The 18,596-nt window shown below is 51.8% G+C and carries 15 protein-coding genes; 8 read left to right on the top strand and 7 right to left on the bottom strand.

Translation table 11 applies throughout. The annotated features are described in order from the left end of the window. The first annotated feature begins 120 nt into the window (after window positions 1-120). The 3 genes from M2277_RS11330 (at window position 121) to M2277_RS11320 (ending at window position 3,822) form a co-directional block, all read left to right on the top strand. Window positions 121-1,482, top strand: a complete 1,362-nt coding sequence (locus M2277_RS11330; protein WP_006209274.1) for an ABC transporter substrate-binding protein — start codon at window positions 121-123, stop codon at window positions 1,480-1,482. Window positions 1,483-1,674: 192 nt separating this feature from the next. Then, a complete protein-coding gene (rocF, locus tag M2277_RS11325; protein ID WP_036636648.1) occupies window positions 1,675-2,580 on the top strand; it encodes an arginase in 906 nt (301 codons plus the stop codon). A gap of 51 nt (window positions 2,581-2,631) precedes the next feature. Then, window positions 2,632-3,822 (top strand): ornithine--oxo-acid transaminase, encoded by a 1,191-nt coding sequence (locus M2277_RS11320; RefSeq protein WP_006209272.1) that lies wholly within the window; start codon window positions 2,632-2,634, stop codon window positions 3,820-3,822. A gap of 149 nt (window positions 3,823-3,971) precedes the next feature. Here M2277_RS11320 and M2277_RS11315 read toward each other — a convergent pair whose 3' ends face one another. After that, window positions 3,972-4,934, bottom strand: a complete 963-nt coding sequence (locus tag M2277_RS11315) for an arsenic resistance protein (protein ID WP_006209271.1) — start codon at window positions 4,932-4,934, stop codon at window positions 3,972-3,974. A gap of 224 nt (window positions 4,935-5,158) precedes the next feature. On the opposite strand from M2277_RS11315, the gene M2277_RS11310 reads away from it, so the two are divergent. Then, complete coding sequence (locus tag M2277_RS11310) at window positions 5,159-6,067, top strand: TIGR01777 family oxidoreductase (RefSeq protein WP_280754784.1); 909 nt, start codon at window positions 5,159-5,161, stop codon at window positions 6,065-6,067. Between the two features lie 62 nt (window positions 6,068-6,129). On the opposite strand, the gene M2277_RS11305 is transcribed toward M2277_RS11310, so the two are convergent. Continuing rightward, window positions 6,130-6,720 carry a YdhK family protein gene (locus tag M2277_RS11305; RefSeq protein ID WP_006209269.1) on the bottom strand — a complete coding sequence of 197 codons (591 nt, stop codon included), beginning with the start codon at window positions 6,718-6,720 and terminating at the stop codon, window positions 6,130-6,132. A 207-nt stretch (window positions 6,721-6,927) separates the two neighbouring features. Between M2277_RS11305 and M2277_RS11300 the strand changes: the two genes are divergently transcribed. The 4 genes from M2277_RS11300 to M2277_RS11285 all read left to right on the top strand — a co-directional run bounded on the left by M2277_RS11300 (window position 6,928) and on the right by M2277_RS11285 (window position 13,355). Continuing rightward, window positions 6,928-7,854: an AraC family transcriptional regulator gene (locus M2277_RS11300; protein ID WP_148247708.1), complete on the top strand. Its 927-nt coding sequence runs from the start codon at window positions 6,928-6,930 to the stop codon at window positions 7,852-7,854. 121 nt (window positions 7,855-7,975) lie between these two features. Beyond that, on the top strand, window positions 7,976-9,856 hold the full coding sequence (locus M2277_RS11295; RefSeq protein WP_280754783.1) for a class I mannose-6-phosphate isomerase: 1,881 nt from the start codon (window positions 7,976-7,978) through the stop codon (window positions 9,854-9,856). Next, window positions 9,843-10,823 (top strand): ROK family protein, encoded by a 981-nt coding sequence (locus M2277_RS11290; protein ID WP_280754782.1) that lies wholly within the window; start codon window positions 9,843-9,845, stop codon window positions 10,821-10,823. The genes M2277_RS11295 and M2277_RS11290 overlap by 14 nt, the downstream gene beginning before the upstream one ends. A gap of 42 nt (window positions 10,824-10,865) precedes the next feature. Then, the gene (locus M2277_RS11285; protein WP_280754781.1) at window positions 10,866-13,355 is read left to right on the top strand and encodes a glycoside hydrolase family 38 N-terminal domain-containing protein; all 2,490 of its coding nucleotides are present in this window, start codon (window positions 10,866-10,868) and stop codon (window positions 13,353-13,355) included. A gap of 247 nt (window positions 13,356-13,602) precedes the next feature. Here the strand turns inward: M2277_RS11285 and M2277_RS11280 are convergent, their stop codons facing one another. The 5 genes from M2277_RS11280 to dhaK form a co-directional block, all read right to left on the bottom strand. Beyond that, window positions 13,603-13,839 (bottom strand): DUF6953 family protein, encoded by a 237-nt coding sequence (locus M2277_RS11280; RefSeq protein ID WP_006209264.1) that lies wholly within the window; start codon window positions 13,837-13,839, stop codon window positions 13,603-13,605. Between the two features lie 145 nt (window positions 13,840-13,984). Further along, entirely contained in the window at window positions 13,985-14,962 is a 978-nt protein-coding gene (locus M2277_RS11275) for a Gfo/Idh/MocA family protein (RefSeq protein ID WP_036636630.1), read from the bottom strand. 364 nt (window positions 14,963-15,326) lie between these two features. Beyond that, window positions 15,327-15,515, bottom strand: a complete 189-nt coding sequence (locus tag M2277_RS11270) for a hypothetical protein (protein ID WP_036636628.1) — start codon at window positions 15,513-15,515, stop codon at window positions 15,327-15,329. 148 nt (window positions 15,516-15,663) lie between these two features. Further along, window positions 15,664-16,608, bottom strand: a complete 945-nt coding sequence (locus tag M2277_RS11265) for an alpha/beta hydrolase (protein ID WP_280754780.1) — start codon at window positions 16,606-16,608, stop codon at window positions 15,664-15,666. A gap of 168 nt (window positions 16,609-16,776) precedes the next feature. Further along, complete coding sequence (dhaK, locus tag M2277_RS11260) at window positions 16,777-18,546, bottom strand: dihydroxyacetone kinase subunit DhaK (RefSeq protein ID WP_280754779.1); 1,770 nt, start codon at window positions 18,544-18,546, stop codon at window positions 16,777-16,779. Window positions 18,547-18,596: the final 50 nt, after the last annotated feature.

The raw sequence follows: 18,596 nt of genomic DNA, 5'->3' as shown, positions 1-18,596 counted from the left end.
TATATAGCCAAGACCATGCATGATCAGCCTTGCGAGCCGGTTGTCTCTAAGAGACGGGACCACGCAATTTCTGATAGATAGAACCATACTATATTTTCAAAAGGGAGAGATTAACCAATCATGAAACGTTTTGGGAAAAGATCCTTCACGCTGCTCCTGCTTTCCTGCTTGATGCTGATCAGCGCCGCTTGCAGCAATTCGCCTACCACCGGGGAGACGACTGCTGCCGCAGGCAGCGAGCCGTCCAAGGAGCCTGTAAAAGTTGTATGGTGGCACTCCATGAGCGGTGAACTCGGCACGGTCGCGGACAAGTTAATCTCCGATTTTAATGCCGCTCACGAAGACATACAGGTAGAGGGCGTATTTCAGGGCACCTACGATGAAAGCCTGAACAAACTCAAAGCTTCCCTGGGCTCAAACAGCGGCCCTACGATGATTCAGGTGTACGAGATCGGCAGCCGTTTCATGATGGATACCAAGGCAATCCGTCCGGTTCAGGACTTTATGGATGCCGAGCAGTACGACATCTCTTCCCTGGAGCCGAATATCAAAAATTACTATACGTTCGACGATAAACTGTACTCGATGCCGTTTAACTCCTCCAACCCGATTCTGTATTACAACAAAGATGCCTTTAAAGCAGCCGGTTTGGACCCTGAGAATCCTCCAAAAACCTATGAGGAGGTAGCGGAAGCAGCAAAAGCCCTGACAAAAGGCAATCAAGCGGGCGCATCCTTCGCCATCTACGGCTGGTTTATGGAGCAATTCCTTGCGAACCAGGGCGTTGAGCTGCTGAATAACGGCAACGGCCGTACATCCCCGGCCACCGCTTCACAGGTTAACAGCCCTGCCGGCGTGAAGACACTGGAATGGTGGAAGCAAATGGTGGATGATAAAGTGCTGCTGAACCTGGGGCGTAAAACGGATGACACCAAAAAAGCTTTTGCAGCCGGACAAATCGCCATGACACTGGACTCCACGGCTTCGCTTCGCGGCATTGTCAGCGCGGCGGAAGGTAAATTCGAAGTCGGTACCGGCTTCCTGCCCAAACCGGCTGACGGCGGCGACGGCGGCGTCATTATCGGCGGTGCCAGCCTCTGGCTGATGAACAACAAATCGGAAGAAGAGCAGCAGGCCGCTTGGGAATTCATGAAGTATTTGGCCGAGCCGCAAACGCAAGCTTACTGGCATGTCAACACCGGCTACTTCCCGGTTACAACCAAAGCCTATGAAGAAGAGCTTGTGAAAGAGAATCTGGAGAAATACCCTCAATTCCAAACAGCCGTGGATCAATTGCATCAAACCACAGCCAATCTGGCAACACAAGGCGCTGTCATGGGGGTATTCCCTGAAGCTCGCCAGCTTACCGAAACGGCCATCGAAGAGGTGCTGAACGGTCAAAAAACACCACAGGAAGCCCTGGACAAAGCTGCTTCGGAAATCAGCTCCAAGATCGAAACCTATAATAAAACAGTAAAATAATAAAAGAGAAATCGTTCGATTCTTTCAACACCCTCCTGCACAGACATTGGACCAATGGGTCCCGATGTTTGGCCGGAGGTTTTTTTTGTGTGAATCTTCATATGCCCGCTACAATCAGCTTGTATGGGGATTAACCCAAGTCACGAAGCCGGGCCAGTGAATACAATGTTACAAAGTGGAGGTGAGTCCATAATGAGAAATCTTCCGTCCACCGTAACAATCCTCTCGGTGCCTTTTGACCGCGGAGCTACCCGGCGGGGAGCCGGTCAGGGACCGAATGCGATATTCGGATCGGGTCTGAAGCGCAAGCTTGACACACTCGGTATCCCCTATCGCGTCGAAGAGCTGGCTGCCCCCCCTGAAATGAAGGATGAGGCACACAATCCTCAATTAAAACATGTGCAGGAAGTATTATCGATCAACGAGTTGCTCGCAGCTCGCGTATACGCCCTGGCAGAGACAGGGGTCTTCCCGCTTGTGCTTGGCGGTGACCATAGCATCGCAATTGGCACACTGGCCGGACTGACCCGGCACCACCGCAATCTGGGGGTCATCTGGCTGGACGCCCATTCCGATCTCAATACGCCGGATACAACGCCATCTGGCAACATCCATGGCATGTCACTGGCTGTCAGCTTGGGTAAAGGCGATACACGGCTGACATCCATAGGCGGTGCAAAATCCCCCATCAAGCCGGAAAATGTGGTGCTCATCGGTTCGCGTTCCCTCGATCAGGGCGAACGGGACCTGATTCGGCAAGAAGGCATTACTTGCTTCACGATGCAGGACATCGACCGCTTGGGCATGTTCCGGGTCATGGAAGAAGCCATCCGCATTACCTCGGCGGGGACGGATGGTGTTCATCTGTCCTTTGATATCGACAGTGTCGATCCCAAAATCGCGCCTGGCACGGGAACGCCGGTTCAGGGCGGACTCAGTTACCGCGAAGCACATCTTGCCATGGAGATGCTGTCTGAATCCGGCATCGTAACCTCAGCCGAATTCGTCGAGAACAATCCGCTGCTGGACCGCGGTCAGACCACGTCCCGACTGCTTGTTGGCTTAATCGCCTCCATGCTGGGCGAAAGCATCTTGTAATAGACTTCTCCAACCTCTCCGGCTTCTTCAGACTACTAAGGAGGTTACGCCATGGACCCTACAAGGCTTCATATCGAGAAAGCCGAAACGTACGGTGCAAGAAACTACTTCCCCCTTCCCATCGTCATCGCGGAAGCGGAAGGGATTCATATCACGGATGCGGACGGCAAGCGATACATCGACATGTTAAGCGCCTACTCCGCTCTGAACGCAGGCCATCGTCATCCCCGAATCATTCAGGCGCTGAAAGATCAGGCGGATAAGGTGACATTAACCTCACGCGCTTTTCATAACGATCAGTTGGGAGACTTCTACGAGAAGCTGTCCGCATTCACCGGCAAAGGCATGATTCTTCCCATGAATACCGGTGCCGAAGCTGTTGAAACCGCGCTCAAGGCGGCTCGCCGATACGCTTATCGGAACAAAGGCATCCCGGCGGATCAAGCAGAAATTATCGTCTGCGAGGGTAATTTTCACGGCCGTACCCTTACCGTCACCTCGTTCTCCTCATCCAGCGAATACCGGGAGGACTTTGGCCCGTTCACCCCTGGCTTCAACATCATTCCCTATGGGGATTTGGAAGCGCTCGAGCAGGCAATTACACCGAATACTGCCGCTTTTCTTGTCGAGCCGATCCAGGGAGAATCCGGAATTGTCATTCCGCCTGACGGATATCTGAGCGGCGCTATGGAACTGTGCAAACAGCACCACGTCCTTCTGCTCGCCGATGAAATTCAAACCGGCTTCGGCAGAACGGGAAAACGGTTTGCTTGTGACTGGGAGAACGTTGTGCCCGATATGTACATTCTTGGAAAAGCGCTTGGCGGCGGCGTCTTCCCTGTCTCTGCTGTGGCGGCGGAGGCAGATATTCTTGGTGTATTCGAGCCGGGATCCCACGGCTCTACCTTTGGCGGGAATCCACTCGGCTGCGCGGTAGCGATCGCCTCAATGGACGTTTTTGCCGAAGAGGGGCTCGAAGCCAGATCCTTAGAGCTTGGCGAATACTTTCTCCAGCAGCTTCGTTCCATTCGGCATCCCGATGTTAAAGACGTGCGCGGCAGAGGATTATTCATCGGTATGGAGCTGCATGTACCGGCCAGACCCTACTGCGAGAAGCTGAAGGATCTCGGACTGCTCTGCAAGGAAACCCATGAATCGATCATTCGCTTTGCACCGCCGCTCATCATATCGAAACCGGAGCTGGACCAGGCCGTGGAGATCGTACGGCAGGCGTTTACGTGACAACGGATACCTGGCCGCCGCATATGCACCAATAAAAAACAGTTTGTTCACCCGGCCAAGAAGAACGCGGGCGCAACAAACTGTTTTTCTTATGGGTATCCGTTATCCATTCCGTGCAGCCGCCTAACAAGCAGCCCGAATTCGTTGATTCAGCCGGACGTCGGCTTCATTCTTCTTGTGAAGAGGAGCAGCTGAGATACCACGGCAAGCACGGGAAGCTCGATCAGCGGTCCGATGACCAGGGCAAGCGCAATCAGGGGCTGGTCCGGAAAAGCTGTCACCGCGATAGCCAGGGCTACCGGAGAGTTTCGGGCAATGATCGTTAAATGTAAACTGACCGAATCCTCATAGGAGAAACGCAGCATTCTGCCTACCAGACTGCCCAGGACGTAATTGACCGTGAAGTAGATCAGGATCGGAACGATAAGAATATAGATCATTTCCAGGTTCTTCAGTAAATACGAGCCCTGAGATGCAAACATCGCCACAATGGCCAAAGACAGAAACATAATCTGTGCTTTGGCAAAGAACGGCACCAGCTTCTGGTCCAGCACCTCCTTCTTTTCCCTCAGCAAAAACCGGGTGAGATGTGCGAGGGTGAACGGCACCACGAGCACCAGCAGTACACTCTCCATGATTGTTGTCATCCGCATCGTTTCAATCGTGCCGGCGAACAGCAGCAGATAGAGCGGCAGCAGCAGCACCTGAAGGATCAGATTGATGGGCAGAACCGATGTGGACAAGGGCACATTGCCTTTTGCAATTGAAGTGAACACCAAATACCAGTCGGTGCAAGGAGTCACCATCAGCATGATGAAGCCTATCCAGAGGGCAGGATAATCCGATAAAAAGACAGCACCCAGCACCCAAGCCAGCAGCGGCGTCCAAATAAAATTAATGATGGTGCTCGACCCTAGAAATCGGATGTTCTTGAAGGCCTGCGTTAATTGCCGCAGCGGTATCGTCAAGAACAATCCATATAACATCAGCAGCAAAAAGGGAACAATCACATATTCCGCATAACCCGAAGCAGCCGGAAGCTGCCCCAACAGCAGCCCGATCCCGACCGCACCCATAATGATCAACGTTTGAAGCTTCTCAAATAAACTCATCCTTCACTCCTTACTTCTTGCTACGGAGTACGAGGCTCCTGCAAATCTTATGGCGGAGTCCTACCGCATTTCCTGTATAATTGATTGTATAATATGGACTTCCAATTCGTAACCCCAAGCGTCATTCGTAAAGGGTCGTTAAGCCTTTCCCCTTCATTTCCGTGAATCACGCTTATCGTATTTTAATCATACACCGACAACATATCGCTCAAGGAGGTTTTTTCATGAGAATCGCTGTTTGCGGAGGCACCGGATTTATAGGCCAAGCATTATGCAAGCGTTGGCTCCAAGACGGGCATGACATTGTCATTGTAACGAGATCGGTTCCGAAATCTCACGCACAAACCGAACTTAACGGGCACTTATCCTATCTGACCTGGGATGAGATGAAGTCCAATCCCGAGCGATTTGAGCATTTGGACGCGCTCATCAATCTTGCCGGCTCCTCTCTGAGCCAGCGCTGGACACGGGAGGGCAAACAGAGAATTCTGCAGTCCCGGCAAAAAACCGTATCCTCTGTAGCTGAATTGATGCACAAGTTGGAGCATAAACCAGCGGTCATTGTTCAAGCTTCAGCGATGGCGATTTATGGTACTTCCGAGCACAAAACGTTTGATGAGGAGAGTCCTGCCACCATTATGGATTTCCCGTCCGAGGTTGTATCGGAGTGGGAACAGGCAGCAGACCACATCCCTGTTGACCGGTTAATCAAGCTGCGGATCAGTGTCGTGCTGGGCAATCCAGGCGGGGCACTCCCCAAGATGCTGCTGCCTTACAAAGCGGGCGTCGGCGGTAAGATAGGCAGCGGCAAGCAATGGTTATCTTGGATACATATCAACGATATCGCAGATTTAATTGACTACTGTGTCCGGCACAAGGAAATATCCGGAGCCGTCAATGCCGCTTCGCCGCATGCGGTCAGGAACGATGAATTTGGCAGATGTGTGGCCAAGGTCTATCATCGTCCACATTGGCTCCCCTTGCCTGCCTTTATGCTGCAAGCAATCCTCGGAGAAATGTCCCTCATTCTGTTGAAGGGCCAGCGAATCGTCCCGGCCAAAGCCCTGCGTCACGGCTTTCAGTTTCGCTATGCGGAATTGACGGAAGCGCTGCGCCAGATTAGAGAAAGCTGATAACTCATAAAAAAACAATTGGTTTCCAATTATTGGAAACCAATTGTTTTTTTATACATTTTTTATTGAACCGGAGACAGTTCGCTTTCCGTCACCCATTTATGGTTCTTGACTTCTTCACCCGTGGTTGATGTGAAGTCCACCATATACACCGTCGTTTGTTCCGCAGAATCGATGACCGCAGTTGCGCCCTCCATCCCTTCCATATGGTCCGCGTTAACTACAACCTCCGTACCTGGCTGCAGCGGTTCCTTACCGGCATCCTTCAGCTCTTCTTGAATCACCCATTTATGATTCTTCACTTCGGGACCGCCATTCGTTGGTGTATACGATATCGTGTACACCGTAGTATCATACGCTCCAACAATTGTTGCTTTAGCCCCTTTCATCCCGGGCATATGGTCAGTTTCAATGAGCGCTTGGGTACCAACCGGATAAGTTGGATTCTCTGCCGCCTTCAATCCTTCCGGAACCTCGCCTGAGCCGGAATGGTTCATGCTGCCGTGATCCATCCCGTCCATGCTCCCGGAGGTTTCCTTGCTTGGTGTGCTCTCAGGGTTTGCACCGTCCGTGTTTCCGCAGGCCCCCAATATGAAGATGAGAGATGCTAACACTCCCAGGATGATCGGCTTCCATCGTTTCTTAGCTGACATAAGTATAAACTCCTCTCTAGAATTGAATATTTATAGCATAGCATCTACTTATGAAGAACTTGTGTAGCTGTCTATGCACAACATCACTATACCCATTTTTTCTTTATAACTTATCATTATGATATAAAATAGAGAGACATCGTATTATCCTGTAACTTACATGACCGGCAGATACAAAGCCGTTTTTGAGAAGGAGAAGACTCTCCCATGCTGATTGACAACCATTTATTTGTATCGTTTTATAAACGGGCCAATTCCATCCTGAACCGTACCCTGAACCGTCTTGAACAGCAGGATCTAACCGTTCATATTCACTATTGGGGATTCATGCCGCGTCATTACGACAATACCGAGCATAAACATTCTTTTTTTGAAGCTTGTTATGTATTAACAGGCAGCGGCTCGTATATAGAAGACGCTACAGAGTTCCCCCTTCAACCAGGCACCATGTTTCTCTCCCGGCCAGGCGTCCAGCACCGAATCCGAAGCAAGGAGGGCTTGTCCTTATGCTATGTTGCTTTCGAGCTGGATGAAACTGCACATAACGAGCTCTATGCGGCCGCATTCCGGCTGTTAGCCAAACAGGGCATTCCCGTGCTTCAGGAAGGGCAGCTGCAAGCGCCCGGGCTCCTGTGGCTGTCGCTGTTATCACAGTTTCATTCCGTGGATAAAACCTATTCCCCGCATGTGCTGAACAGCATAGCCACGTCACTGATTTTATCCATTGCTGCAGCCCACGGCCCCGGGTTCTATCAAGAGCCTTCCGGAACCGAGGCCCATGATGAAGGGACCTCGATGTTTCATCAAGCCGAGCTTTTCATCAAGGATAATCTTAACGAGCCGCTGTCGCTTGAGCGGGTGGCGGGCCATCTCCACATCACAACCCGTCATTTGACACGGCTGTTTCGCAAATACGGTCATCAATCCTTTGTCCATTATGTGCAGGAGCAGCGCGTGCAGAAGGCGAAACACCTGCTTCTGAATACGGACCGGCAGATTAAAGAGATTGCTGTATTTTGCGGATTCGAGTCCGTACACTACTTCACACGGGTGTTTACGTCCAAGATTGGCGTGACCCCCGCCCGGTTCCGACGCTCGCAGTTTTCTGAGGGTCGCTATGACTCCGAGTTCTAGCATTTCTCCACCGATGTCCTGATCGTACAAAAACACTTCCTCTTTATATAAAGACGTATCCTCCCTTGCCTTCTACAATGAAGTCGTAACCAGACAATCCGAAGGGAGGATACATCCATCCATGACATCTGCAACTGCCTTTCAATCACATCCAATCAACCATTTGGACTTTCGCAAGGAACCCCTGTTTATGAAGTATGGGGCAGACGCTTGGTGCTCTCTTATCCTATCCGCCTATAACATGAAGTCGCAGCAAGAGATGCCAGGAAAACCCGGAATCTTTGTAACTTTCGATGGAACTCACGGTGCTCATTTCGATCAATTGCTGGTCGAGCTTCAGCAAATCTGTGACCAAGAGGGGATCCCCTTCCTGAGTGATTCCACGTCCTATTATGTAAAATCCGAGGCCGAGCTCCGAGCCGAGATGGCGCCTTATCTGACCGATAACCGGGCGTTCGGCTATAAGGCAGTTGATGTCAGACCCAGTCAATATTTTCAGCATAATGCAAGGGAATCCTTAAAAAAAAGCGCGCTCGAATTTGAAACGAAAAAAGGCATTTACGTTGTATACGGACCCGGCGCCTCCATGCTGGCGGACAGAGATCCCGATCTCCGCTTCTATGCCGACTATTCCCGCGAGAACCAGCAGCGGCGACACGCCCAGCATATGGGCAGCTTCGGCTTGGGCATGAGTCACGACAAGGTTGAGACGTACAAGAACTGTTTATTTCTCGAATGGCCTGTTTGGGAAACTTACCGCCGCGACTGGTTAGCTTATTATGCCCAGCATGAGGATAAGAAGGCGTTCTACATGGACTTGAATCACCCGGATGAGCCGGTGTGGCTGCCTGTAGCAGCCTTGAAGGAAGTACTGCACAAAGCCGGTCGGCAGCCGTTTCGGGTCAAGCCGTTTTTTGCCCCCGGGATTTGGGGCGGTCAATACTTGAAGGAATTATGCGGCCTTCCCGAAGAATGGCCAAACTGCGCCTGGAGCTTTGAACCCATCGCTCCCGAGAATACACTGCTGCTGCGGGTTCAGGACGTCACCCTGGAAATTCCCTTCACCCTGTTGATGGAGGCATCGTCCCATGACATATTGGGACAGCGGAATGTCGAGTTATTCGGCGATTACTTTCCGATCCGGTTTGACTATCTGGATACGATGCAAGGCGGGCAATTATCACTTCAGGTGCATCCGCTGCAAGAGTATGCCGAATCGCAGTTCAATGAGCATATGACACAGCAGGAGTCCTATTACATCATGCGCAATACCCCTGGAGCCAAGGTGTATCTGGGACTGAAGGAAGGAATAACCGGCGGACAGCTGCTTGAAGCGGTGGAGGATGCCCACCTTCACGAACAACCGCTAGAGCTCTCCTCGTACGTTAACGAATATGACTCACAGACGGGGGATCTCTATCTCATTCCGCCGGGAACGGTGCACTGCTCCGGCAAAGATAATCTGGTGCTCGAAATTTCCTCAACCACCTGGTGGTTCACTTTCAAAATATACGATTATTTGCGGCTCGATGGGGACGGCAGGCCTCGTCCGATGAACCCTGATCATGCACGCCGCAACATCAACGATGCCATGAATACTTCAGCCGTAGAACACGGGCTTATTGCCCGGCCAACGCTCATCAGCAGGCAAGGTCAGAGCACGCTGGAACTGCTAGGCCAACGGGAGGATCTTCTCTTTCAGGTCAGCAGGCTGTCCCTGCACGATACGTGGAACGCAGACACACACGGGGAATTTATCATGTACAACCTCGTGGAGGGTGAACGCGTCCGCCTTATCCCGGCAGCAGACGAGGATGCTGCCGTTGAGTGGGGCTACGGGGAGTCCTACATCGTCCCGGCATGTGTGGGCGAGTATCGTCTGGAGAACCTCTCCGGCTCTCCCTGCACGCTGATCGCCGCCCGAGTCAATCCGGAGTGGAGCCATCCCCTGCTTCCGCCTTCTTGGACTTCCGGAGAGGAGAATTTCCATGCCCTGCGATGATGGAGCAGATCACCCAAGCGAGCGGTTTCCTGCCCGAATCACCATCACGCTTGATGCCGGCGGCACATTCCTGAAAGGGGCACTCATCGTGAACGGGACGTTTATTCCCGGTTCGTTCCTTACCTGGCCGTCGAAGTCTCAGGGCTCGGCAAGCGATACGATCGCCAGCTTTGCCAATGCCTGCCGGGAGCTGCTAAACGTATTTGCCTCCACCTGCAGACCATTGGATTATCACGATTCGATCCAAATCGGTTTTGCTTTTCCCGGACCTTTCAATTATGCAGAAGGCATCGCCCTCCTTCAGGGTGTCGGCAAATATGAATCGCTCTACAGATTGTCGGTGCGCGACCTGCTCCGAACGGAATTCCAGAAGCAGAAGAGCTTATTCCCGGGCATCATGACCAATCGTTTAACCGCAGCCAATATCCGGTTCGGCAATGATGCCTTCATGTTCGGGCTTGGCGCCAGTATCCGGTTTCCGTCCGAGCGGTTAATATGCCTTACGCTCGGCACAGGCCTTGGGTCAGCCTTTATAGAGAATGGGCAGATCATCGCTGGCAGGAACAGGATTCCTGACAGCGGAATGCTGTTTGCCGAACCCTACCGGAATCATACGGTGGACCGTTATTTTGGGAGAAGGGGCATTCTGAATTTGGCTAGCGAGCGGGGACTGCTCGTGGACGGAATGGATGTAGCCGATCTTGCAGAAGCGGCTGCACGCGGTCACAAGCAAGCTGAAGACCTGTTCCGCGAATACGGTTGCAGGCTGGGAGAGATGCTGCTGCCTTATATAGCTGACTTTAAACCCCACCGCCTGGTACTCGGGGGACAAATCTCAGGCAGTTTTCCCTTATGGGAAAGGGATATACAGCTGGCTTTAGGCCAATATGCCATCCCCATTCTCACTCTCGAGGATGGAATCAGCGCTGTGTTTAACGGCATAGAGGGAATTTTTGTAGATGGATAGCCACACATACGTCCCACTTCATAAATAGGAGGTTACTGTTACATGAACTTATCAAACCAAGGTGATCACAGACCCGCTCGTCCCTGGACCATTTATGCCATCCATCATTCCCACACGGATATCGGTTACACCGAGCGCCAGGAGAGGATCGAGCAGTACCACGTTGACTTTATTCGCCAGGCGGTCGGCATCGCAGAAGCCGCACATCGCGGGGAGCGTCCGGATTGGAGCTCATTCCGCTGGACCTGCGAAACCTTCTGGGCCGTGGAGAAATTTCTGGAAGCGGCCTCTCCCGAAGAGAAAGAAGCTTTTCAGCAAGCTGTCATCCGAGGGGATATTGAGCTGTCGGGAACTTATCTGAACATGACCGAGCTCCCGGACTTTGACCTCCTGAAGCGCAACCACGGGAAGGCTCAGCAGTACGCGAAATCCTTCGGACACCGAATCGACAGCGCCATGACAGCTGATATTAACGGCTACGGATGGGGATATGCCGACAGCCTGCTGCAGAATAACATTGAGCACCTGTTCTCCTGCATCCACACGCATCACGGCATGTATCCACTGGGTCGCAAGCAGACCCCATTCTGGTGGGAAAGTCCGGAGGGCGGCAAGCTGCTTGTGTGGAACGGCGAACATTACATGTTTGGCAACGAGCTCGGATTCTGTCCGGATGCACTCGGCAAATACATCATCAAAGACGAATTCCAGCATAACCTGATGGAGCCTGAACATCGCCACAACAACATCGCATCATTACGGATTAACCGATATTTATGGAATCTGGAACAGGAATCCTATCCCTATTCCTTCGTTCCGATCATGGTGTCCGGTCTTGGGACGGATAATGCATCTCCGAATGCGGACATTGCGGAATGGATGACCAAATGGAATGAGCAGAACGGTGACCGCATTACGATTAAGATGGCTACCCTCTCCGAATTTTTTGCGGCTCTGAAGCAGGAGGACTTATCCGAGCTGCCGGTGCACCGGGGCGACTGGCCGGATTGGTGGACGGACGGTGTTGCCTCCACGGCGATGCACACCCAGATTTACCGGGATGCCCAGCGCACGCTTCGCAAAGTGAAGCGGCTGGATCCGGCTTCCGAAACGGTAAGCCCCGCCGAGATCGATGATGCTGCACAAGCACTAACTATGTACGCGGAGCATACGTGGGGTTATCATTCCTCCGTGTATGAGCCATGGCATCCGCAGGTCCAAATGCTGGAGGTTCGGAAGCAAGCCTATGCAGCTGAAGCAAGCAAGCTGGCATACCGGGCTTTGGATAAAGCGCTGGTTGCCCGTCAGGGTGCGCTTCTGGCCCCTCATCGCTCTCTGCGGTATGAGGTGATTAATACAGAGCCCGCCACAGCCACACTGCAGGTCGCTATTCCGCTCGATGGCTGGGAGAACGTCATCTTGAAGAGGAAGTTCGAGCTTATCGATGAATCGAACGGACAGTCGCTCCCGTATCAGCTGACGCACACAGGCGCCCTCGCAGCCGAGCTGACGCTAACGCCGGGTGAATCCCGCACGCTGTCGATCCACCCGCTCGAAATGGCAGAGGTCGGCTCCCCTTCCGGGAACATGGTGACTGCGCGCAACACCGAGCCAATTGCTTGTGAAGGAATCGCCGACATTCGGTTGGAGCCCCTGGTCCCTTATCCGGTCATAGTGGGTGAGAGCTTCATCGAATCGGATTCGTTCCGCATCGAATGGGAGATCAACGCGGGCATTACGGCTTGGATCGACAAGACACGTTCAACCGATCTGCTGGATGATACACGCCGGCATGGGCCGTTCACGCCGGTTTACGAGGTCACGCCTGCACAGGATGAGCACAGCCCATCCCAGATATGCGCTACCCGTGCCCGTATGGGCCGCAACCGGAAGGGTACCCATGTGCAGCGCGATGCCGGGCGCCTGACTCGCGTCAACGTGCTCGACAATGGCCCGCTGTTCGCTCTGATCGAGCTGGTCTTCGAAGTGAAGGGGCTCAGCTACTATGCCCTCCACATCAAGCTGTTTGCGAACCAGCCTCGTGCCGAGGTGTCCGTCCGCTTCCACAAGGACAGTGTCTGGCTCCCCGAAAACGTATATGTGGCACTTCCATTCTCCATGGGTCCCGAAGCGGAGCTTTATGTTGAAAAAGCCGGCTGCCACATCCGTCCATGGAAGGATCAAATTCCGGGAAGCTGCATCGATTACACCAGTGCCCAAGAGGGCATATTCTGGTACTCGGCCCAAGACCGGGAAGCGCTCGCTGTATCGATGACAGACACGCCGCTTGTGCAGTTGGGAACGCTAGAGCATACGCCGCGCCAGCTCCATACCATGCAATCGGCGGACAGCCGGCCTTACACGTATGCGTGGATATTGACCAACTACTGGGAAACCAACTTCAAAGCCACGCTCGGCGGCTTCTATGAGTTCCGATATGCGGTAGAGCGGCATCACGGGATCGACCCACAACAGACCAAGGAGGCTCTGCATGCTTCAACCGGGCAATTTACGATTCATCGGATAAAATAATCATGTATGAAAAACAGCTGCCTTGAATTCAAGGCAGCTGTTCTGATTATATATAGGGAGAATCAACGTGTACCGGACCCCTGTTCATTTTTCCGAATCCTGACTCCTCAGTGGTCTCGATCCGTTGCACCCTGTGTACCCCGTTATCCCTTTGATCAAAACCAACAGAAGCCTGAATGATCAGACTTCTCAGAATAACAGTCGCAGACTGTTTTTACGTGTTGACACCGAACCCCCCTGGAAGTTTCTACGTCCAAGCCCACATAAACCCGTCACGATCCCAGGCAATGCGGCCGCCATGCAGTTTGCGGAATGCCTTCTTCACTTCCTTGGACAGCGAGGCATTTCCGTTCTCGTTAACAAAAACGAACTCCTCACCGAAGTGCTCGCTTACATACCGTATGGCCTCGGTCTGATACAAATTGCCTGTGAATCTGATTTCCTCGACCATCCATTCGGCCACCTGCTGTGCTGTAAATGCCATATTACATCTTTCCCTTCCTTCATGCGTCCACTTATTATAACAGAACTGAACCCATACACACACGAAAGGCCACCGTACTTCTCGTTGCCCCTCACCCTCGATAGAATTCCGAAGCACATGGTTAGATGTGATATGTGCCGTTTGTTTAATGATTTCCTATTTTGACCGGCAATCCCGTTTCAGCAGACTGCAAAGCTGCATATGTAATCTCCATTGTGCGGACGGCATCCTCATAAGAGGATAGGATTCCTGAAGTTTCGCCTGTGCGTACCGCATGAATAAATGCTTCGTTCTCCCGTTGATATGGGTTGGCCGCATTCCGGTATTCCGTTCTCCTGCCTTGTTCATTAACGATCAGCCTGTCTGCTCTGATGTCAAGACTCCCCTGTTCCGTATAGATAACCAAGCCTACCTTCTCCGATTCTGGCAAAATACAGGTATTGGAGATGGCTGCCACTGCCCCGCTCTTTAACTTCAGTGTAGCGGTTCCCACATCGTGAACGCTTACATTATCATGCATATCCTTCATCGCTCTATGGGCAAAGGCCGCATACACTTCATCCACTTCCCCCAGCAGGCAGCGCAGCAGGTCAACCATATGCGTGGTTTGTTCTATGAATTGTCCTCCAGAGCCTTCCTGTTGTCTCCACCAATACACCTGCGGCATATCACCCATCCAGTAGCCAAGAGCCATGCCGATCTTTCGGCTTTCCAGCAGCTCAGCCGCTTTGATGGCAGCGTCCGTATAACGGAAATGATAACCGACTGACGTCATTAGCCCTGACTTCTTCACCCCTTGCGCAATCTTCTTCGGGATTTCCAGATTCGTGCCAAGCGGCTTCTCGACCATAAACGGAATATGCCGATCCACAAGCAGGGACTCTATCTCCCCATGCGCAAAGGGTGGAACACAGATATAAACAGCATCCGGCTTGCTATTATCCAGCATCTGCTCAACGTTCGCATACGCTTTGGCAGAGCTGTATCCTTCTATCGCTTGGTCTGCCTTATCCTGGCTTGTTCCGACAAAGGCAGCAACACTCACTCCGTCCATGTCGGATAAAATACGGGCATGCATCTTGCTAAACCAGCCGGTGCCGATGATTCCTACGTTCAATGCCATATGATTCCTAGACCTCCTCCTGAATTAGAAACGCAATGGTTTTCTTCTCATCGATTGATAAAATAAACCCAGCAGCGAACATAACAAACATCAGAATGTTGGCCATGCTATCAACCGCTGTGGAGCTGATGTCTTCAGATTACATCAAATGGACCTGCGTTCCAATGATAATCATAAAGATAATAGCTGCAGACCCTATCCATGAAAAAAGGATGCAAAAAATAAAAGCAGCCGGTACATCGTGTGTATTTGGTTTGAACGTTAGATGTAGCTGTCCAGCGTGGAGGGAATGAAGCCCCGTCCAAGTCCTTTATCATAAAAAAACTGCCCCCCGTTCACTGTAACGGGGAGCAGTTGCTGTATGTTATTTAAAAATCATCCATATAACAATGAATGCAATTAAGGATGCCAGATAGATGATGAGCAGCTTCGTGAGATTGGTCTTGGTTTTCCGTTCATAATTCGGATTAGCCTTCTTATTCTCTTGTGATAACCCTACAAGAAGTGTTGATACTCCTCCAATTAATGCCAGCGCAATGACAATCATGTACATAACCAACCCCAAACAACCCCATTCGATTATTCATTATACAGAATCTGCTATTGACCCGAGGCACCAGGATCAACATCATGCATCATAACTTGTTCGTTCAGCCTCATTATAATGAACAAACGGTTAATGCACACCATCCAATTGCGCGTCAGTTCTGACCATCCAATTGGTCCTTCAGCTTACCATCCATTTCATCGTATTCTAAATCACGTATGATTAACCGCTGCAGCCTGTCCAGCGCCTCTTCAGCTTCAGGCATCGGAAAAAGAGGCCAGACATGCATCATATATTCATACTCCCAGTACTCCGTATCGACACCCTCAACATCCAATCGATCACGCAGCAGCCGGGCATCCGGCAGCAGGGAATCATCGGTCCCGATCAGGATCACCGTGCTTGGCAGGTTCTTCATATCGCCGAACAATGGACTGACCGCAGGATCGTCCATGCGCAGATTCCCTGCATACATCCTTCCGACTGCTCCAAGCCCGGCCGGCTGCAGGAAGACATCCCGCTGCGGTATGCCGAGTTTGGCAATCTGCGGATTGTCCATGGCGACGTCCACCCAAGGTGCAATCAGAATTAATCGCTTGGGCGTAAGTGGCGTCTCTTTGAATCCTTGGGCAACGTTCAGCGCTAATGCGCCGCCAGCCGAATCCCCCATCAGAAATACCGGACTCTGGGCCTTAGAGCAGACAAACTTATAATATTCGCGCATCAGCTCAGTCAGATCCCCTGCTTCTATGCTTGGCACGGTCGGATAGTTGGGCATATATATCGATAATCCGGTTAATTTCGTCCACTGTTTAACAAAAGCAAAATGAGGCGGGAGAATTTCTTCGAAATAGGCGCCGCCGTGCAAATATAGGACCGTTCCCTTATCCCTAGCACCATGCGATATATAATAGTTCATACTCAAACCGCTTTCGCTCTGGAAAGATCGCATTTCAAATCCTTCCTGCTCGCCGGTAAGGGCGGGATAAGGAGGCATGGTAGCGATATACTGCCGAATTGCCTTGGCATCCTCCCATTTATGATGAAATCCCTCGGCCGTCAGTTTCTGTTTGATAGCTATGCTTTCTTTACTCGGCATCTGGTCCAATCCCCTTTTGTTTGTGTTATTAATCGTATGTAAGTCCATCTATCCTCAATATTATCACTGCACATTGCACCCGGGCTGTAGCAATTGATACAAGAACAACGAGCAGCAAAGAAGCCTCGCCTTTCACAAATGAAAGCGAGGCTCCTTGGTTTGATTATTCTATTTTGCTCTTGTGAGCGATTGGGAAAGCTCCGTAAATATAACCCCGAGCGCATGTGCCCCGGCGTCCGGGTAGCCGATGCTCCGCTCGCCGACGGTTCCGGCTCTTCCCATGCGAGCTACGAGGGCCTCCGTGCTTTTTCCACCCTCCACGGCCGCCCGTGCCGCTTGAACGCCGGCAGTCAGCAGATTCTCCCCGTCATGCGCGCTAACTTTCCAAGCCTCAGCATAAGGAATGAGTGCATCCATCAGCGTCTTATCTCCCACAACTGCCCCTCTTCCAAAGGATCTTTCACCCGTATCCTGTATTCCTTGAACCACGGCTTCCATCATCTCGGCGATTTCAGCTATGGACAGCTCCTTCTTATGCAACGCATATTTGCCCGCCGCCCGAAAGGCAGAGCCCCAGATCGGACCGGATGCGCCGCCGCAATGCTCCATAATAATCAGTGAACAGGCGTTCAAGAAACTTCCGATATCAGCGGCCTCGGATATAAGCTCCTCCCATTCGGCTTTGAGTTGCTTGAATCCCTTGGCAACACTCATGCCAAAATCACCGTCACCGGCGTGCGCATCCAATTCACAGAACGGGACTTCGTTCGCAATAATGACCTCACTCATTTTGTCTATCAAGTAGATGATGTTGTTCAGTGACAATTGATCGTCCGAAACGGCAGCATACTCTTCATGTGTCACCATGTTGTAGGATTCCGGCTGCTTCTTATGCCAGGATTCCTCTAGAACATCGTGAAATACGACAGGCTCTAGCGGTCCTCGTGTTACGAGTGCAGGCGTGTCACACGGCTCGCCCAGCAAATATTTCAGCTGGTCCGTCAATTTCATGATGGAGACCGAAGCGCCTACCATATCGATGCTTGTCATGTAATTGCCGACAAAGACTTTAAGCACCGTAACGTTCCGCTGATTTAATTCCCGCATGACAGAACGGTTCAAGAGATACAGCTCCTGCAGCGGGGTGCCCCCGAAGCCGTTGACCAATACGGCAACTTCCTGCGGGCTATCACCGTTTACTTGCAGACTTTCCAGCAGCTCCGCTACCATTCTCCGTGCCAGCTCGTCAGCCGGAATCATCTGCTCACGGCGGATTCCAGGCTCGCCGTGAATGCCTACGCCATACTCCATTTCCTGCTCGCCAATGGAGAAAGTCGGCGTCCCCTTGGCAGGCACCGTGCAGGACGTGAACGCACAGCCAATGCTTTTGACATTATCGATGGCATGCTGAGCCGCTTCTTTAACCTGCTCCAGCGACATGCCGGCCTCTGCGGCCGCACCCGCTATTTTATGTACCAAAACCGTGCCCGCGACCCCTCTTTTTCCTACGGTGTACAGGCTGTCTTCAACCGCGATGTCATCGTCAACCTTCACATAGTCGACTTGAATGCCATCTTCATTCGCCAGACAGGCGGCATTCTTGAAATTCATCATATCTCCGCTGTAGTTCTTAATAATCAACAGGGTGCCCTTCCGACTGGCCGATGCCCGGATTGCCTGATACACCTGAATTTGGGATGGAGATGCAAACACATCGCCGCAAACCGCGACGTCCAGCATGCCCTTGCCGATAAAACCCGCATGCGCAGGCTCATGCCCGCTCCCCCCGCCACTGATCAAGGTTACTTTGTCCTGGTTCATGTTTTTCTTTTGGATAAAGGTATGCTTATGATGAAATTCCAACTCTGGATGAGCCATGACGAAGCCGCTGCACATCTCTCTGACGAGGGTTTCCGGTTTGTTCATGATTTTCTTCATAATTATCGCATCCTTACGATTTGGAGTGGTTGATTTAGAGCAGACCCTAT

It is taken from the genome of Paenibacillus sp. LBL, from assembly GCF_029893715.1.
GTDB classification, from domain to species: Bacteria; Bacillota; Bacilli; order Paenibacillales; family Paenibacillaceae; genus Paenibacillus_AQ; species Paenibacillus_AQ glucanolyticus.
The sequence above is the reverse complement of the archived record's forward strand: the minus strand, read 5'-3'. Positions and strand labels throughout refer to the sequence as shown.

Excerpts from the sequence above, each read along its gene's own strand:
- M2277_RS11330 (WP_006209274.1), top strand. The coding sequence starts at position 121 with ATGAAACGTTTTGGGAAAAGATCCTTCACGCTGCTCCTGCTTTCCTGC.
- rocF (WP_036636648.1), top strand. The coding sequence starts at position 1,675 with ATGAGAAATCTTCCGTCCACCGTAACAATCCTCTCGGTGCCTTTTGAC.
- M2277_RS11320 (WP_006209272.1), top strand. The coding sequence starts at position 2,632 with ATGGACCCTACAAGGCTTCATATCGAGAAAGCCGAAACGTACGGTGCA.
- M2277_RS11315 (WP_006209271.1), bottom strand. The coding sequence starts at position 4,934 with ATGAGTTTATTTGAGAAGCTTCAAACGTTGATCATTATGGGTGCGGTC.
- M2277_RS11310 (WP_280754784.1), top strand. The coding sequence starts at position 5,159 with ATGAGAATCGCTGTTTGCGGAGGCACCGGATTTATAGGCCAAGCATTA.
- M2277_RS11305 (WP_006209269.1), bottom strand. The coding sequence starts at position 6,720 with ATGTCAGCTAAGAAACGATGGAAGCCGATCATCCTGGGAGTGTTAGCA.
- M2277_RS11300 (WP_148247708.1), top strand. The coding sequence starts at position 6,928 with ATGCTGATTGACAACCATTTATTTGTATCGTTTTATAAACGGGCCAAT.
- M2277_RS11295 (WP_280754783.1), top strand. The coding sequence starts at position 7,976 with ATGACATCTGCAACTGCCTTTCAATCACATCCAATCAACCATTTGGAC.
- M2277_RS11290 (WP_280754782.1), top strand. The coding sequence starts at position 9,843 with ATGCCCTGCGATGATGGAGCAGATCACCCAAGCGAGCGGTTTCCTGCC.
- M2277_RS11285 (WP_280754781.1), top strand. The coding sequence starts at position 10,866 with ATGAACTTATCAAACCAAGGTGATCACAGACCCGCTCGTCCCTGGACC.
- M2277_RS11280 (WP_006209264.1), bottom strand. The coding sequence starts at position 13,839 with ATGGCATTTACAGCACAGCAGGTGGCCGAATGGATGGTCGAGGAAATC.
- M2277_RS11275 (WP_036636630.1), bottom strand. The coding sequence starts at position 14,962 with ATGGCATTGAACGTAGGAATCATCGGCACCGGCTGGTTTAGCAAGATG.
- M2277_RS11270 (WP_036636628.1), bottom strand. The coding sequence starts at position 15,515 with ATGTACATGATTGTCATTGCGCTGGCATTAATTGGAGGAGTATCAACA.
- M2277_RS11265 (WP_280754780.1), bottom strand. The coding sequence starts at position 16,608 with ATGCCGAGTAAAGAAAGCATAGCTATCAAACAGAAACTGACGGCCGAG.
- dhaK (WP_280754779.1), bottom strand. The coding sequence starts at position 18,546 with ATGAAGAAAATCATGAACAAACCGGAAACCCTCGTCAGAGAGATGTGC.